Source organism: Teichococcus aerophilus (assembly GCF_014490485.1).
In the GTDB taxonomy this organism is placed as follows: domain Bacteria; phylum Pseudomonadota; class Alphaproteobacteria; order Acetobacterales; family Acetobacteraceae; genus Pseudoroseomonas; species Pseudoroseomonas aerophila.
This window is the reverse complement of sequence record NZ_JACTVA010000078.1, coordinates 1-16,131: the sequence shown is the minus strand read 5'-3', so window position 1 is coordinate 16,131 and position 16,131 is coordinate 1. Positions and strand designations below refer to the sequence as shown.

Here is a 16,131-nt window from a genome sequence, read left to right as displayed (position 1 = left end):
GCCCCGGCCGCCGGCAACAATGCCGCCCCGCCGCCGGCGCTCGCCCCGCTGGCACCGCCCGCCGGGCCAGCCCAGGCCCAGTCCCAGGCCCAGTCTCAGCCTGGCCAACCGGCGCCGCCGGCCGGCTTGCCGCCGATCGCGGCGCCGGCTCCTGCCTATCCGTTCGGCACGCCCACGGCCTCGCCCGGCACCACCCGGGTGGAAACCCGCAGCCTGCGCCAGCTGGGCCAGCCGGCGCCGATGCAGCTGCGCGGCACGCTGGACCTGCAGGGCCTGCTGTTCGGCATCCGCGCCGATGAGGTGGTGACCGCCGCGCAGCTGACGCTGCAAGGTGCCACCAGCCCGGCGCTGATCCCCGAGCTGAGCCAGATCGCCGTCACGCTGAACGAGCAGTTCGTCGGCGCCATCACGCCGGACCGCGCCCGCCCGGCCTTCGGCCCGGTCAGCTTCCCGATGAACCCGGTGTTCTTCGCCGATGCCAACCGGCTGAACTTCCGCTTCACCGGCCGCTACGCCATCGAGTGCAACGACCCGCTCTCCGGCCTGCTCTGGTCCACCGTGTCCGACCTCTCCACCGTGCAGCTGACGCTGGAGCGGCTGCGCCTGCAGCCGGACCTGGCCCGCCTGCCGGAGCCGTTCTTCGACCCCCGCCTGCTGCGGGAGCCGCTGAACCTGCCGGTGGTGCTGCCGGACGCGGCGGGCAACGACGTGCTGCGCGCCGCCGCCATCTCCTCCTCCTGGTTCGCGGTACAGGCGGATTACCGTGGCGCCAACTTCCCGGTCAGCACGGCCATCCCGCCGCGCGGCAATGCCGTCGTCATCGCCCCGGGCCCGGATACCGTGCCTGGCCTGACCCTGCCGCGGATGGAGGGTCCGACCCTTGCCGTGGTGCCTAACCCGTCGGACCCCGAGAACGGTCTGCTACTCGTCATCGGCGGCCGCAACGGCGCCGATGCGGCGGTGGCGGCGCAGGCCCTGGCCGTCGGCCGGCAGGCGCTCTCCGGCCCCATGGCGATGGTGCAGCCGCCAGAGGCCGCGCCGCGCCAGCCCTATGACGCGCCGCTCTGGGTCCGCTCCGACCGCCCGGTGCGCTTCGGCGAGCTGGTGGACCCGTCCGAGCTGCAATCCTACGGCTTCGCGCCCGGCACCATCTCCATCCCGTTCCGCACGGCGCCGGACATCTACACCTGGCGGGACCGCCCGCTGCCGGTGGACGTGCGCTTCCGCGCGCCGCCGGGGCCGATCACCGACGTCGCCGTCTCCCGCCTCGATGCCGGGATGAACAACGTCTACCTGAAGTCCTTCCCGCTGCTGCCGGCCGAGCCGGGCTGGCCGTGGAGCTGGATCGCCCGCCGCGTCAACGCGGCCGGCACGGGCGACATCAACGATGGCCGCTTCGGCCTGCCGCCCTACCTGTTCTTCGGCCTCAACGACATGCAGTTCCGCTTCGACATGCGGCCGCTGCACCGGGGCGATTGCATCTCCGTCCCTGGCGACATCCGGGCCTCGATCGACCCGGACAGCACGGTGGACCTCTCCCGCGCCTACCGCTTCACCGAGCTGCCGAACCTGTCCTTCTTCGCCGGCAGCGGCTTCCCCTACACCAAGCTGGCCGATTTCGCCGGCACGGCGGCGGTGGTGCCGGAGCGGCCGACGACGGCCGAGCTCTCCGCCTTCCTCAACCTGCTGGGCCGCATGGCGGCGAATGTCGGCCACGCGCCGACGCGCATCGCCATCGTCCGCCCTGGCAACGTGCAGGAGGTCGCGGACCGGGACCTGCTGATGGTCGGCCCGCTGGGCCGCCAGCCGGCGCTGGCCGAGATGCTGCGGGACCGCAGCCCGCTGCAGATCGAGGGCAACCGCGTCACCGTCAGCCTGCCCGACTCGCTGGCCGGCTTCCGCAACCTGTTCCTCGGCGATGACGGGCGGCTGGAGCGGGACCGCCTGCGCGCCGTGCTGGCCACGCCGGGCGAAGCCAACGGCATGCTGATCGGCTTCCAGAGCCCGCTGGCCGCCGGCCGCAGCGTCGTCGCGCTCACCGGCTCCAACGCCCAGGGGATGGAGGCGATGGTGGCTGCGCTGCGCGACCCGCTGCTGCTGCCGCGCATCCAGGGCGATGTCGCCATCGTCAGCGCCGGGCGCGTCTCCGCCTTCAAGGTCGGCTCCAACTACACGGTCGGCTACCTGCCGCCCTGGCTGTGGCCGCAATACTATATGGGCGACCGGCCGGAGATGCTGCTGGGCCTGGTGCTGCTGGCCGCCCTGCTGGTCGCGGTGCCAACCTACTGGGTGCTGCGCCGCCGCTCCGCCCGCCGCCTGCGCGGGACCATCTGATGGCCCGCGCTCCCGACCCCCGCCCCGCCGGGGTGCCCCAGAACCACGATGCGCGGCAGCGCGGGAGAATGCGGTCATGATGCAGACAGACCAATCCGCCCTGGCCTACACCGCGCGCCGGGATGTCAGCGCCCAGTGGCGCGACTTCCTGCGCGCGATGCTGGATACGCTGGACGCCACCATGCAGCGGGACAGCCGGGACAACCTGCTGCGCGCCATCGGCCAGCGCTTCGCCGCCGCCATGCCGCTCCCGGCCTCCGACACCCTGGCGGCGCTGGAGGTGCGGATGAACGAAGCCCTCGCCGCCGCATCCTGGGGCCACGTGCTGCTGGAGCTGGACCAGCGCGAGAACACGCTGCGCATCGTCCACTCCGCCGCGCCCTGCATCTCCACCCCGGGCGACGATACCGGCGCCTGGGTGGCACCGGTGCTGGAAGGCCTCTACTCCAACTGGTTCGGCGCCCAGCCGGGCGGGGAAGGGGATACCGGCATCACCGTGCGCCTGCTGGCGCTGGAGCCGGGTCTTGCCACGCTACGCTACGGTAGCTGAGGGGCGTTCCGCTGCTTTTGGGCTGTGGAAGGAAGGCTGGGGAAGGAATTCCCCAGGCTCCTTCTTTCGTTTTTTCGAGTTTGGCGTTGGCGCTCAGGACTTGAGCCGGACGCTGCTGGATTTCAATAATGGGCCACAAGGGCTGAACCGTCAGTCGCCGGAGGTCTAGGATCTCCGACGCACCCAGCCGTAGCTGAGGCACGCCATCGCAACAGCCCCGCCCCCAAAAACTCGAAGAAAGAAAAGATGGGGTCCGGGGAATTCCTTCCCCGGCCTTTTCCCTCATCCAGCCCCTCCGCCGGCCCCTCTCCCATGGCCGCCATCCGGCAATGTCTCTTGCCTTCCGCTCCCCTGGCGGGCAATCGCCCCGCATGTCCCTGCAAGCTCCCCTGGAATTCGAGATCACGCGCCTCGGCGCCGCTGGCGATGGTGTCGCCGCGGGCGCGGATGGCCGTCCGGTCTTCATCCCCTTTGCCTTGCCGGGGGAACGGGTCCAGGCGCGCATCACCGGCAAGCTGGGCGATGGCCAGGCGGCCGAGCTGACCGGCCTGTTGCAAGCAGCGCCGGAGCGGGTGGCGCCGCCATGCCCCTTCTTCGGCCGCTGCGGTGGCTGCGCCATGCAGCATATGGCCATCCCGCCCTATGCCGCCTGGAAGCGTGCCCGGCTGCAGGAGGCATTGTCCCGCGCCGGCTACCCCGATGCGACGGTGGCGGAGCCGGAGGTCACCCCGCCCGCGACGCGCCGCCGGGCCGATCTTGGCGTGCGGCGGGTCGATGGCGTGCCGGTGCTGGGCTTCCACGGGCGCGGCAGCGGTGCCGTGGTGGATCTGACCACCTGTGTCGTGCTCGACCCCGCCCTGGTGGCGTTGTTCGAACCGCTGAAGAAGCTGCTGCGCGGCCTGGCCTGTTTCCGGCGGGAGGCATCGGTGGTGCTGAATCTGCTGGATACCGGCCCCGACCTGCTGTTGCGCCTGGATGGCGAGCCGAGCACCGCCGACCGCAGCCTGATGGCGGATTTCGCCCGGGCGCATGGCTTGCCGCGCATCGCCTGCGCGCCGCTGAAGGGCATGGTGTCGGAAAACGTGGCGCAGATCGGCCCGGTCTCGATCGCGCTGGGCGGCGTGCCGGTGGCGCCGGAACCCGGTGCCTTCCTGCAGGCGACGCCCCAGGGCGAGGCCGCCATCGTCGCCGCGGTGCTGGCCGGGCTGCCGGCGAAGCTGACCGCGAAGGCGCGGATTGCCGACCTGTATGCCGGGCTGGGCACGCTGTCCTTCCCCCTCTCCACCCGCGCCCGCGTCGCTGCCTTCGAAAGCGCGACGGAGGCGGTGTCGGCGCTGGATGTCGCCGCGCGCAAATCCGGCGGGCGCGTCATCGCCACGCGGCGGGACCTTTCCCGCCAGCCATTGACGGTGAAGGAGCTGGACGCCTTCGCCGCCGTGGTGCTGGACCCGCCCTATGCGGGCGCGGCCGACCAGATGCCGGCGCTGGCGCGCAGCGCGGTGCAGCGGATCATCTACGTCTCCTGCAACCCGGTGGCGCTGGCGCGCGATGCCAGGCTGCTGCAGGCGGCCGGCTGGCAGTTGCAGGTGGCGACGCCGGTGGACCAGTTCCTCTGGTCCACGCAGCTGGAAGCCGTGGCGGTGTTTTCGCGCGGCAAGTAGTCCCGCAAGGCTCGGAACCTGCCCCGCGTCCGGGCAGGGCCCTGCCCGCGAGCGCCAATCAGCATTCAGGCTTTGGGCGGGGGTGAAGGTCAGGGGAATGAATTCCCCTGAAACCCCTTCTTTTTTCTGCGACTTGAGAATGGGGCTTCGTATCGGAGTGTGGTGCTGGCTGGGCGAGGCGCGCGGAGAATCTTGGAGGCGCTTGCTTCGTCGCTGGAGGCCGCAGGTCTTCGGCGTGACGCGGGCTTGGATTGAAAAGGCCGACGCCGACAATTGCTAGTCCCGAAAGCTGCTCACCAAGGCGGGGGGGGGGACGGCGAATTCTTTCCCTAGCCTTCCTTATGCGTGCCCGCAAAGGTCAACGGCGACTGGCTCGAACGGTGGAGGCTTTCAAAGCGCCACGCCATCGCCCAGCCGTGCCGGGTGGCACCGCCTTCGTGGCTTGCCATCCTGCCCACGCTAGGAAGATGGGGGGTGCCCCTGCCCACCGGGACCATACTTCGGCACCCGGCGAATCCGCCTGTGGCCACGCGGTCAGCCCGCTTTCAAGCCGACACATCCACCGGGCTGGAGGGCCGCGCCCCGGCTTCGGCCCGGGCCGCTCCCCGGCGCATGAAAGATTGCGTGTCTCCGCTTGATCGCGGCCCGGCGCAGGCTCACTTTCCCGCAGCATTTCCCACGAGAGGGGCAGGACGGATGGATTTCGACCGACGCGGCTTTGCAGTAGCGACTGGCGCGCTGCTGGCCATGCCTTTCCTGGCCCGGCTGGGTATCTCCCCCGCCGCCGCCCAGGCTCCCGCCGCCGCCCCCGGCGCCACCCCGGCCCCGGCGCCGGATCTGGCCACGCAGCAGGCCCCCGGCTTCTATCGCTTCAAGGTCGGCACCCACACGGTCACGGTGGTGAATGACGGCTATGGCGCGCGGCCCGACCCCACCAAGGGCTTCGTCCGCAATGCCGAGCCCGATGCGGTGGAAGCCGCCCTCAAGGCCGCCTTCCTGCCGACTGACCAACTGCGCATCCCCTACACCGTCACCTTCCTGGAGACCGGCAACGGGCTGATCGCGTTCGATACCGGCACGGGCGGCCAACTGGGTGCCACGGCCGGGCGGATGGCGGCCAACATGCAGGCGGCGGGGCTGGACCCGGCCAAGGTGAAGCAGGTGATCTTCACCCACTTCCATGGCGACCACATCACCGGCCTGACCACGGCCGAGGACAAGCCGGTCTTCGCCGAGGCCGAGATCATCGTCCCCCGCGCCGAGTGGGCGTACTGGACCGATGAGGGCAATGCCTCCCGCGCACCGGATGCGATGAAGGGCGCCTTCGCCAACGTGAAGCGGCGGTTCGACCCCTACAAGGCCCGCATCCGCCAGATCTCCGGCGATGGCGAAGTGGCGCCGGGCATCATCGCGCTTTCCACGCCCGGGCATACGCCCGGCCACACCAGCTACCTGCTCTCGGACGGCAGCGACCAGGCGCTGGTGCTGGGCGACATCACCAACCGGCCGGAGCTGAACCTGGCGCATCCCGGCTGGCACCTGGTGTTCGACATGGACGCCGATGCCGCCGAGAAGACCCGCCGCGAAGTGCTGGACCGGGTGGCGACCGACCGCATCCGCTGCGTCGGCTACCACTTCCCGTTCCCGGCGAACGGCTACGTGGCGAAGGAGGCGGAAGGCTACCGCTTCGTGCCGGCCGACTGGTCGGCCGGCCTCTGACAGCCTGTTCAGAAGCCCGTTAGAAGGCCTCGGCCTGAATTCGTCGTCCCAGGTGAAAGGCAGCACCGGCCAGATGCAGGAGCATTTGGCCGGTGCGCCGACCGGGCTGGTCCGGGGGAAGGTGCTGCGGCTGGCCTGCCATGGCTTCTGAAGCTGGCATTGTGAGCCGGTCGAGATCGGCCAGGAAGGCTGGGGAAGGAATTCCCCAGACCCCATCTTTTCTCTGCGAGTCTTTTGGATGGGGCTGATGGGGCGTCAGCCTTCAGCGGCCGTTTCAAAAACCTGCCAGTCGGTCGCGGCGGACCTGTCCGCGTCAGCTTTGTCGGCGGCTTGGCCCAGTGTTTCTGCATCTGGCCTGCGTTGCCTCCGTGCAGCGCACAAAATTCCGACCACGCCCTCAGCCAGCAGGCATCTGAAACGATTTATCCGCCCGCGTGGCATTCAGAACCTGGCAAAAACTTCGCCTGTCAGACCGGAAGTCCGGGTTGAATTCGGACGGAGCCGATCGGTCGAATAAGGGAAAAATCCATTTCCCTGGCCGTCCTCCGCCAATGACGGATGGGCCTCCGGTCCAGCCACGCCGATAGGCGTTCCCTTGGCCAATGCTCCGGTCGGCACACACCGCCGGCGGAACCCTCATCCATGACCTGAAAAATGGGTTTCCAAAGGCCTCAGGCCTTTGGCGGGGAGAGTTTGAGAGGGGCGGCGCCCCTCTCAAGTTCTTTGCGAAGGGAGCCCGCAGCCGTAACGGCTCCGGCCCTCTCGACATGACTTCTCCGGCCCGTTCAACCCCGCGACGGCCACGCCCTGCACCGTCTGGCCCGGCAGCGCGGAACTTGCGCCCATATCGGTCGCGCGCCAGCGGCAGCGGCGCCAGGGAGAGAGTTCCCCACTGGCGACGCCGTCGGTATCACCCTGCCTGGAAGGTGATGTTCTTCGCGCCGTCCCACAGCACGGAGCGGCACACCTTCGCCAGCCGGTCCAGATCGTGCCGGATGGTCAGGAAGTGGTTGCCGGAGAGCTGGCCGGCCTTGCTGGCGAAGCAGCAGGGGCCGTAGGCCACCAGGATCTCGGTCTCGGACTGGTTGGTGACATGGCCCGGGTGGACGATGATCTGCCCCGGCGCCGGATAGCTGGTGGCGTTCTCGAAGCCGACGCCCAGGTCGCGCTCGCCCATCGGGATCCAGCAGGCCTCGCCGCTCCAGCGCACGTGGATGATGCGGTCCTTGTACGGCAGCATGGTGCGGAAGCGCGCCACGGTCTTCGGCGCCGCCTCTTCCTCGAAGAAGGCGCTGAACAGCTCGCCGCCGATGTCGATGGTGATGTCAGCCAATTCTCGTCTCCTCACACGGGTGTGGCGTTGTTCTTGGCGGAAAACCGGCGGACGCGAAAGTTCAGTTCAGCCCGTGGCATTCGGACAGCGTCTCCGCCCGGCCGCCCATGCCGCCGGCGGGCAGCACCTGGCACAGCACGTACTTGCCGCGCTTCTCCAACGTGAAGCCCGGCCCGGTCATGGCGACGATGCGCCAGCCGTCGTTCAGCAGCGCGTCCAGCGGCTGGTCCAGCTTGTTCCAGGTGGTGGGCAGCCGCAGCGGCTGCGGGCGCTCGGCCGGCCGGGCCGGCTGCTGGGCCAGCGCCGCGCCCGTGAAGGCGGTGGCAAGGGCGAGGGTGGCGAGCGCGGTGGTCCGCTTGTGCATCGGCAGCTTCCTGGTTGCGAACACCGATCGTGGCGCCGGCGGCGGCGGCGGGGCAACCCGGGGCCACGATGCCTCGCCAGGCTGTGACTGCGCCGGCCATCTGTTGCGCCGCGCCTTGCGGTCTGCCCCGGCCTCCTGTTCCATGCGCTCACAAAGCCGGGAGAGCTATCATGATGCATCGCCGTTCGCTGCTGGCGGGGGCTGGCGCCGCGGGCCTCGCCATCGCCGCGCCCTCACGCTTCGCCATCGCCCAGCCGGCCCGCAACCGCACGCTGAAGCTGGTGCCGCAGGCCAACCTGGCCAGCCTGGATCCGGTCTGGACCACCGCCAACATCACCCGCAACCACGCCTACATGATCCACGACACGCTGTATGGCATGGACGGCAACTTCGTCCCCCGCCCACAGCTGGCCGAAGGCGCGGTAGAGGAGGATGACGGCCGCACCGTCACCATCACCCTGCGCGACGGCCCCCGCTTCCATGATGGGGAGAAGGTGCGCGCGCAGGACGCCGTGGCCAGCCTGCAGCGCTGGATGAAGCGCAGCCCGATGGGCCAGAAGCTGGCGATGTTCGTCGATGAGCTGAGCGCCGTCGATGACCGCCGCCTGCGCTTCCGCATGAAGCGCCGCTTTCCGCTGCTGCTGAACGCGCTGGCCCAGGTCAGCAACAGCCCGCCCTTCATCATCCCGGAGCGGCTGGCCAGGACCGACGCCTTCACCCAGATCCGCGACACCACCGGCTGCGGCCCCTTCCGCTTCAAGGAAGACGAGTTCAACTCGGGCAGCATGGTCGTCTACACCCGCAATGACGCCTACAGCCCGACGCCCAGCGGCACGCCCAGCCTGACCGCCGGCCCGAAGCTGCCGAAGTTCGAGCGTGTCGAGTGGCACATCATCACCGATGCCTCCACCGCCGCCGGCGCGCTGCAGACGGGTGAGATCGACTGGTTCGAGCAGCCGCCGCCGGAAATCCAGATGCTGCTGAGCCGCAACCGGCAGCTCTCGATCGAGGCGATCGACCCGCTGCCGCTGGTCGGCGTGCTGCGCTTCAACCACCTGCACGGCCCCTTCAACGACAAGAAGGTGCGCCAGGCGCTGCTGCCCGCCATCAGCCAGACCGACTTCATGAGCGCCATCGTCGGGCCGGAGCCCGACATCTACATGGACAATGTCGGCGTCTTCACCCCCGGCACGCCGCTGGCCAACACCGCCGGCCTGGAACCGCTGATGGGGCCGCGCAGCCTGGACCGCGCCAAGGCCCTGCTGAAGGAAGCCGGCTACACCGACCAGCCGATGCGGCTGATCGGCCCGACCGACATCCTGGCGCCCACCGCCATGTCCCAGGTCGGCGCCGACCTGGTCCGCCGCCTGGGCTTCAATGCCGACATCGCGCTGAGCGACTGGGGCACCGTGGTACAGCGCCGCACTTCGCGCGAGCCGGTGGATAAGGGCGGGTGGAGCATGCTGTTCACCTCCTTCTCCTCCTTCGATTTCGTCGACCCCTCTGCCCACTTCCCGCTGCGCGGCAACGGCGCGGCGGCCTGGGTGGGCTGGCCGGACGTGCCGCAGCTGGAGACGCTGCGCGACGAATGGTTCGTGGCGCCCGACCTCGCCACCCAGAAGAAGATCGCGGAAGACATGCAGCGCGTGGTGATGGACGAACTGCCCTACATCCCCGTTGGCGCCTACAAGTCCATGACCGCCATCAACAAGAACCTCAAAGGCCGCGTGCCAGGCTTCGCCATCATGTGGAACCTGGAACGGGTCTGAGGATTTCGGCCGGCCGGCGCCGGGGGAACGGGCTCGTTCCTTGGGTGCCGGCCTGTTCTTGTTCAGGCGGGGGGTAAGGCCGGGGAATGAATTCCCCGGACCCCTTCTTTTGTTTCTGCGAGTTTGGCGTTGCGCTTCAGGACTGGGAGCGGACGCTGCCTGATGGTCATTAAAATGGGCCACGCGGGCTGAATCCTCAGTCGCCGGAGGTCTAGGACCTCCGGCGCACCCAGCCGCCTCTCAAGACCACACTCTCAACAGCGACCGACCCCAAAACTCGAAAAAAGAAAAGATGGGGTCCGGGGAATTCTTTCCCCGGCCTTCTCCGCCGTAACCCTCTGCAGGTACGGCCGGTGGCAACGATTGGCCGTCTCCCCCGCGCGGTGGTACAAGCCCCTTCATTATGTTGTTTCTCTCGTTGTGCCGGCGTGGGCGGGCAAAGGTGGTGCTGTGAGCTCGATGTCCGGCCCTGCAGGCGAGATGACGAAGACCAAGGATTTCGAGATTTTCCTCGCGGCGCCGCCGGGGCTGGAGGCGGTGCTGTGCGAGGAAGTGCGCGGCAAGGGCTTCAAGCAGCCGAAGGCGGTGCCGGGCGGCGTGGTCACCAAGGGGGGCTGGCCGGAAGTCTGGCGGGCAAATCTGTGGATCCGCGGTGCCGGGCGTGTGCTGGCGCGGGTGGATGCCTTCCATGTCACGCATCTCGCCCAGCTCGATGATCGGGCACGGCGGGTGCCCTGGGCTAGCGTGCTGCGCCCGGACGTGCCGTTCCGGGTGGAGGCATCCTGCGCCAAGTCGCGTATCTACCATTCCGGTGCGGCGGCGGAGCGGATCACCAAGGCCATTCAGCAGACCCTCGGCGCGCCATTGGCGGAGGAGGGCGGCATCCTGGTGCGGGCCCGCATCGAGAATGACCTCTGCACCATCAGTGTCGATACCTCGGGCGAGGGGCTGCACAAGCGCGGCTACAAGGAAGCCATCAACGCCGCGCCGATGCGGGAGACGATGGCGGCGCTGTTCCTGCGCCAATGCGGCTACATCGGCACAGAACCCGTGCTGGACCCAATGTGTGGCTCCGGTACCTTCGTCATCGAGGCGGCGGAGATCGCGGCACGGCTGAACCCCGGCCGTTCCCGTCCCTTCGCCTTCGAGCAACTGGCGAGCTTCGATGACGCGGCCTGGCAGCAGATGCGGGCGGTGAACAGCCAGCGCCCGCCGGCCGCGCGCTGCTACGGCAGCGACCGCGACGCCGGGGCCGTGGCCATGAGCCTGGCCAACGCCGCGCGCGCCGGCGTCACCGACACCACAGAATTCCACCAGGCGGCGATCAGCGAGATCCAGCCGCCCGCCGGGCCGCCCGGGCTGGTCATTGTCAATCCGCCCTACGGCACCCGCATCGGCGACAAGAGCAAGCTGGCCCCGCTGTACCGCGCGCTGGGGCAGACGCTGACCAGCCGCTTCAGCGGCTGGCGCGTCGGCCTCGTCGCCAGCGATCCGAAGCTGGCACACGCCACCGGCCTGCCCTTCCTGGCCCCCGGCGCACCCGTGCCGCATGGCGGGCTGCGGGTGACGCTGTTCCAGACAGGGCCCTTGGCCTGAACGCTTGGGGTACTTTGGGGCGGGGAGTAAGGCCGGGGAAGGAATTCCCCGGACCCCATCTTTTTTTTGCGAGTTCGGCGTTGCGCTTCAGGGCTGAGAGCGGACGCTTCTGATGATATTTAAAATGGGCCATGCGGGCTGAACCGTCAGTCGCCGGAGCTCCTAGATCTCCGGCGCGAACCGGCCGCGTCTTCACACCAAACCCGACCCCTCAACAACCACACCGGTAAAAACTCGAAAAAAGAAAAGAAGGGGTCCGGGGAATTCTTTCCCCGGCCTTTTTCAACCACGTCTCAGACCAGCGCCCGGTCCACCAGCACCACCGGCACCCCTTGGGAGCAGGCTTCCACGCGCGCCTCCACCCCAAAGGATTCCGCCAGTACGCCCGGTGTCACCACATCCCCTGGCGACCCGGCGGCGAGGAGGCGGCCGCGGGAGAGCACGGCCACCTGGTCGCAGGCGCGGATGGCCAGGTTGATGTCGTGGATGGCGATGATGCCGATGGCGCCGCTGGCCCGCACCGCGTTGCGCACCGCTTCGACGACGGAGAGCTGCCAGCGCAGGTCCAGCGCACTGGTTGGCTCATCCAGCAGCAGCAGGCGCGGGTCACGCACCATCACCTGGGCCAGCCCGACCATCTGCCGCTGGCCGCCGGAGAGCTCGCTCATCCGCCGCAGGGCGAGGGCGGAGATGCCCAGCCGCTCGAACGCATGGGCGATGGCGGATTCGGCCTGGGCAGGGCTGAGGTCCCCCCGCACGGCGCGGCAGGCGGAGAGGACGGCCTCATAGGCCACCAGCGGGCTCGGCGTCGGCAGGGTCTGCGGCAGGTAGCCGACCAGGGCGGCGCGTCTGGCCGGGGTCAGTGCCGGCAGCTCGGTCCCGTCCAGGGTGATGCTGCCGGCCTGGATCTTGCCGAGCCCGGCGACGGCCCGCAGCAGGGTGGACTTGCCGGCGGCGTTGGGGCCGATCAGCCCGAGCAGGGTGCCGGGCGGCACCGGCGGCAGGTCGAAGCCTTCGATGACCTTGCGGTTGCGGTAGCCGGCGGTGACGCCGTGCAGGACCAGCCCGCCCATCAGCCGCGCCCCCGGCCGAACAGCAGCGCCAGGAACAGCGGCACGCCGACCAGCGAGGTGACGATGCCGACCGGGATGATCAGCCCCGGCACCAGCATCTTGGAAGCGATGGAGGCGAGGGAGAGCACCACGGCCCCCGCCAGCGCGGCGCCGGGCAGGAAGAAGCGGTGGTCCTCGCCCAGCAGCAGCCGCGCCATATGTGGCCCGACCAGCCCGACGAAGCCGATGGTGCCGACGAAGGCGACAGCGGTGGCCGCCAGCAGGCTGGCGCGCAGCATGACGACCAGGCGCAGCCGGTTGGTGTCGATACCCAGGGATTCGGCCTGTGCTTCACCGGCGCGCAGGGCGGTCATTTTCCAGACCTGCAGCATGGAGAAGGGCAGGCACACCGCCAGCACCACCGCCACCACGGCGATCTTGGGCCAGCTGGAGCGGGCGAGGCTGCCCATGCCCCAGAAGACGATCTGCTGCAGCGTCTCGGCATCCGCCACGAATTGCAGCAGCGCCACGGCGGCGTTCAGCGCGAAGACCAGCGCGATGCCGAACAGCACGACGCTGTCCACCCCCGTGCCGCGCAGCCGCGCCAGACCCTGCACCAGTACGGAGGCTCCGGCGGCGAAGGCGAAGGCGCCGACCGGTACCGCGATGTGCTGCGGCACCCCGAACGGCGCCAACCCCATGACGATGACCAGCGAGGCGCCCAGCGTGGCTGCGGCCGAGACGCCCAGGGTGAAGGGTGAGGCCAGCGGGTTGTTCAGCACCGTCTGCATCTCGGCCCCCGCCAGGCCGAGCGAGGCGCCCACCAGCACCGCCATGATGGCGTAGGGCAGCCGCACGTTCCACAGGATGACCTGGATGGGCCGCGGCAGGCTCGCCGGGTCGAAGATGCCGGAGACGACGGTGCCGAGGGAGAGCTGCGCCGGCCCGGTGGCGATATCGGCCAGCAGCGCCAGCACCAGGGCCACCGCCAGCAGCGACAGCATGATGATGCGCTTGCGGACGAAGCCGGCATAGCCGGTGGCCAGGCTGGGCGTGGCAGCGGCGGGTGCGCGCTGGGCCAGGGTACCGTCGCTCATGCGCCGTGCCGCCGGGCGAGCGGAAGCCCGGCCACCGGCCATGCGGTGCGGGATGCTATGCGCGGCAGGCGGGCGCCATGCGGCAGGCCGGAAAGGCCGAGCGCCACCCCAGCCAAGCGCGACGAAGCCGCTTTTGCCGCACCGAGGAACATCGAGGTTAGATGGGCCGGCGTTCCGTGTGCCGCAGCCGTGGCGGGTCCTGCCGAGCGCGCCGTGGTCTTGAGCGGCAGGGTTCCGGACGCCGCAGCCTTGCGGGCCAAGGCCACGAGCGGCAGGGCCGCAGGGGCCAGGGCCACGCGCGCCGGAGCCACAGCCATGCGCGCCAGGGAACGGGCCGGACGGCCCGGCATGCTCCCCACCCAGGCGGTGGCCAGGGGCGGGGCTGGCAGGCGGGCGCCCAGCAGGGGACCGACCAAAGCACGGCGCGACATGGCGGCGTCTCCGAAAAGGGGAGGGAGGGATGCAGCGGGCGGGCTAGACCCAATGCGAACGATTTGCAATATCGGGCTTACGCGGTACGGCGCGCCGCAACACAATGCGCTTCGCCACGCCGGTGCCGCCTGGCACCGGTTGCCCAGGGCAGGCCAAGGCCGCCAGGGCATGGAGACTATCGCCATGACAACAGACATCTCCACTTCCCACCCCGCCGGCCCTGCTGCCGGAGCCGGCGCACCCGCGGCCACCCCCCGCGCGGCGGCCCGGCGCGTCCGGCATGAGCTGCGCTTCCGCCTGCTGCGCGTGCTGCGGGTCGAACAGCCCACTCCCGGCCTGCGCCGCATCACCCTGGGTGGCGAGGCGCTGGCCGGCTTCGTCAGCGCCGCGCATGACGACCACGTCAAGCTGTTCTTCCCCGCCCCAGGCGCCGCGCTGCCGGTACTGCCCGGCGTCGGCCCCGATGGCGCACCCACCTTCCCGGATGGCGCCCGCCCGATCGCCCGCGACTACACCCCCCGCCGCTTCAGCGACACGGAGCTGGAGATCGACTTCGTCCAGCACGGCGACGGCCCCGCCGCCACCTGGTCCGCCCAGGCCAAGGTGGGCGACGCCCTCGGCGTCGGTGGCCCGCGCGGCTCCTTCATCGTGCCCGCCGACCTCGACTGGTACCTGCTGGTGGGCGACGACACCGCATTGCCAGCCATCGCCCGCCGCCTGACCGAGCTGCCCGCCGGCACCCGCGCCTTCGTCCTGGCCGAGATCGCCGGGCCGGCGGAAGAACAGCCTCTTCCCTCCGCCGCCACGCTCTCCGTCCACTGGGTCCATCGTGGTAGCGCCGAGCCCGGGTCCCCCGAGGCCCTGTCCCAGGCCCTGGCCGCGCTTCAGCTACCGGCAGGCGACGGCTATGCTTGGATCGCTGCCGAATCCGACGTGGCCAAAACGCTGCGCCGCCAACTGCTGGAAGCCCGCCCGATGGATAAGAGCGCGGTAAAAGCGGCCGGCTACTGGAAGCGTGGCGCGGTTGCGAGCCACGAGACGCATTCGGACTGAGGATGTGCGGTTGGTGAGCGGGACGGGAAGAAAGGCTGGGGAAAGAATTCCCCAGGCCCGTCCTTCTCTTTTCGAGTTTTTTGCGCGGGGCTGCTGATGAGTCGCGCCTGAGGGACGGCTGGATGCGCCGGAGGTCCAAGACCTCCGGCGACTGAGGGTTCAGCCCTCGTGGCCCATTTTAAATATCATCAGAAGCGTCTGCTCTCAGTCCTGCAGCGCTGTCCCAAACTCGCAGAAAGAAAAGAAGGGGTCCGGGGAATTCCTTCCCGGGCTTTGCCTAATGCCTTCCCGCCCAGGATCTAGCCAAGGCGCGAGGGCAAGGCGCAGGGCCTATCGCTGCTGGTCCAGCATCAGGCCTTCCATGACCCCGCGCAGCAGGGCCACGCCTTCCTGCAGGCCTTCCATCCGCAGGGGGCGCCCGGCGGCGGTGCCGGTGGCGCGGCCGAAGGCCAGGCGGTCCTGGCCGAGTTCGGCGGAGGAGAGCTTGCCGTCGCCGTCGTAGTCCAGGCTTTCCATCATCAGCCGGGCCACGGCGACGCCACCCAGCATGCCGCCGCCGGCGGTGGCCAGCACGGCTTCGGGCGTCGCTTCGTCCGCGATGGCCAGCAGCCAGGTGGCGCCGCGCACCATGCGGGCGATTTCAGCGACGGAGAGCTTGCCGTCGCCGGAGATATCGCCTTCGCGCATCACGGTGGTGACGCAGGCTTCGGGCGCCGGGCTGCCGGTGCCGCAGGCGGCTTCCAGCCCTTCCAGAGCGGCCAGGAAGGCGACGCCTTCGCCATGCAGTGCGGCGACGGAGGCGGGGGCGGCGGGGCAACGGCGCCAGGCTTGCACCGGGGTGGCGCCGGGCAGGCGGTCGTCGCGCAGCTTGGCGTCGGGCTCCACGGTCTCCAGCGCGGTGGCGGTGCCACGCAGCAGGATGCGCGGGGCCTCCGCGCCACGGCCGATGCCCATGGTCCAGTTCTCCACCGTACGGGTCTCGGCGAAGCGGATCAGCCGGGCGTTGCCGTCGGTGGGCAGGCGGGCGGCGGCGCGGGCGGTCAGTTGCAGCGTCACGCTCGGGGCGCTGCACTCGCCCTGGTACCAGGCGCCGCGCAGCGCGTCTGGCACCGCCGGGGTGGCGACGGTGGCCGGGGCGGCGGCGGGCGGCGTGCGGGTCTGCGCCACGGCG

General features: G+C 70.0%; 13 protein-coding genes. 7 read left to right on the top strand and 6 right to left on the bottom strand.

The features are described 5' to 3' along the window. The 4 genes from bcsB to IBL26_RS23775 all read left to right on the top strand — a co-directional run. Window positions 1–2,334 (top strand): cellulose biosynthesis cyclic di-GMP-binding regulatory protein BcsB (gene bcsB, locus IBL26_RS23790; protein WP_187787005.1); only part of this gene is annotated, 2,334 nt, incomplete at its 5' end. Between the two features lie 76 nt (window positions 2,335–2,410). Next, complete coding sequence (bcsD, locus tag IBL26_RS23785) at window positions 2,411–2,884, top strand: cellulose biosynthesis protein BcsD (protein WP_187787004.1); 474 nt, start codon at window positions 2,411–2,413, stop codon at window positions 2,882–2,884. 371 nt (window positions 2,885–3,255) lie between these two features. Next, window positions 3,256–4,545: a class I SAM-dependent RNA methyltransferase gene (locus IBL26_RS23780; protein WP_187787003.1), complete on the top strand. Its 1,290-nt coding sequence runs from the start codon at window positions 3,256–3,258 to the stop codon at window positions 4,543–4,545. Between the two features lie 696 nt (window positions 4,546–5,241). Continuing rightward, complete coding sequence (locus IBL26_RS23775) at window positions 5,242–6,264, top strand: MBL fold metallo-hydrolase (RefSeq protein WP_187787002.1); 1,023 nt, start codon at window positions 5,242–5,244, stop codon at window positions 6,262–6,264. A 910-nt stretch (window positions 6,265–7,174) separates the two neighbouring features. On the opposite strand, the gene IBL26_RS23770 is transcribed toward IBL26_RS23775, so the two are convergent. Next, window positions 7,175–7,597 (bottom strand): DUF3830 family protein, encoded by a 423-nt coding sequence (locus IBL26_RS23770; protein WP_187787001.1) that lies wholly within the window; start codon window positions 7,595–7,597, stop codon window positions 7,175–7,177. 61 nt (window positions 7,598–7,658) lie between these two features. Then, window positions 7,659–7,961, bottom strand: coding sequence for a hypothetical protein (locus IBL26_RS23765; RefSeq protein WP_187787000.1), 303 nt, complete (start codon window positions 7,959–7,961; stop codon window positions 7,659–7,661). Window positions 7,962–8,134: 173 nt separating this feature from the next. Here IBL26_RS23765 and IBL26_RS23760 point away from each other — a divergent pair, with 173 nt between their 5' ends. Continuing rightward, window positions 8,135–9,730, top strand: a complete 1,596-nt coding sequence (locus tag IBL26_RS23760; protein WP_187787006.1) for an ABC transporter substrate-binding protein — start codon at window positions 8,135–8,137, stop codon at window positions 9,728–9,730. A 480-nt stretch (window positions 9,731–10,210) separates the two neighbouring features. Continuing rightward, window positions 10,211–11,326, top strand: coding sequence for a THUMP domain-containing class I SAM-dependent RNA methyltransferase (locus IBL26_RS23755; RefSeq protein ID WP_187786999.1), 1,116 nt, complete (start codon window positions 10,211–10,213; stop codon window positions 11,324–11,326). Between the two features lie 293 nt (window positions 11,327–11,619). Here the strand turns inward: IBL26_RS23755 and IBL26_RS23750 are convergent, their stop codons facing one another. From IBL26_RS23750 to IBL26_RS23740, 3 genes are read right to left on the bottom strand one after another with little or no spacing between them, the layout of a single operon-like run. Further along, window positions 11,620–12,399, bottom strand: coding sequence for an ABC transporter ATP-binding protein (locus IBL26_RS23750; protein WP_187786998.1), 780 nt, complete (start codon window positions 12,397–12,399; stop codon window positions 11,620–11,622). Then, a complete protein-coding gene (locus IBL26_RS23745; RefSeq protein WP_187786997.1) occupies window positions 12,399–13,475 on the bottom strand; it encodes a FecCD family ABC transporter permease in 1,077 nt (358 codons plus the stop codon). Before IBL26_RS23745 ends, IBL26_RS23750 begins: the two co-directional genes overlap by 1 nt. Next, complete coding sequence (locus IBL26_RS23740) at window positions 13,472–13,906, bottom strand: hypothetical protein (protein WP_187786996.1); 435 nt, start codon at window positions 13,904–13,906, stop codon at window positions 13,472–13,474. The genes IBL26_RS23745 and IBL26_RS23740 overlap by 4 nt, the downstream gene beginning before the upstream one ends. Window positions 13,907–14,090: 184 nt before the next feature. Here IBL26_RS23740 and IBL26_RS23735 point away from each other — a divergent pair, with 184 nt between their 5' ends. Next, window positions 14,091–14,960 carry a siderophore-interacting protein gene (locus IBL26_RS23735; RefSeq protein ID WP_187786995.1) on the top strand — a complete coding sequence of 290 codons (870 nt, stop codon included), beginning with the start codon at window positions 14,091–14,093 and terminating at the stop codon, window positions 14,958–14,960. Between the two features lie 330 nt (window positions 14,961–15,290). Here IBL26_RS23735 and IBL26_RS23730 read toward each other — a convergent pair. Next, the coding region (locus IBL26_RS23730) for an EF-hand domain-containing protein (RefSeq protein WP_187786994.1) at window positions 15,291–16,131 on the bottom strand (841 nt) is incomplete at its 5' end.

What these genes read in the sequence shown, in the direction of transcription:
- bcsD (WP_187787004.1), top strand. Translation starts at nt 2,411, where the DNA reads ATGATGCAGACAGACCAATCCGCCCTGGCCTACACCGCGCGCCGGGAT.
- IBL26_RS23780 (WP_187787003.1), top strand. Translation starts at nt 3,256, where the DNA reads ATGTCCCTGCAAGCTCCCCTGGAATTCGAGATCACGCGCCTCGGCGCC.
- IBL26_RS23775 (WP_187787002.1), top strand. Translation starts at nt 5,242, where the DNA reads ATGGATTTCGACCGACGCGGCTTTGCAGTAGCGACTGGCGCGCTGCTG.
- IBL26_RS23765 (WP_187787000.1), bottom strand. Translation starts at nt 7,961, where the DNA reads ATGCACAAGCGGACCACCGCGCTCGCCACCCTCGCCCTTGCCACCGCC.
- IBL26_RS23760 (WP_187787006.1), top strand. Translation starts at nt 8,135, where the DNA reads ATGCATCGCCGTTCGCTGCTGGCGGGGGCTGGCGCCGCGGGCCTCGCC.
- IBL26_RS23755 (WP_187786999.1), top strand. Translation starts at nt 10,211, where the DNA reads ATGACGAAGACCAAGGATTTCGAGATTTTCCTCGCGGCGCCGCCGGGG.
- IBL26_RS23750 (WP_187786998.1), bottom strand. Translation starts at nt 12,399, where the DNA reads ATGGGCGGGCTGGTCCTGCACGGCGTCACCGCCGGCTACCGCAACCGC.
- IBL26_RS23745 (WP_187786997.1), bottom strand. Translation starts at nt 13,475, where the DNA reads ATGAGCGACGGTACCCTGGCCCAGCGCGCACCCGCCGCTGCCACGCCC.
- IBL26_RS23740 (WP_187786996.1), bottom strand. Translation starts at nt 13,906, where the DNA reads ATGTCGCGCCGTGCTTTGGTCGGTCCCCTGCTGGGCGCCCGCCTGCCA.
- IBL26_RS23735 (WP_187786995.1), top strand. Translation starts at nt 14,091, where the DNA reads ATGACAACAGACATCTCCACTTCCCACCCCGCCGGCCCTGCTGCCGGA.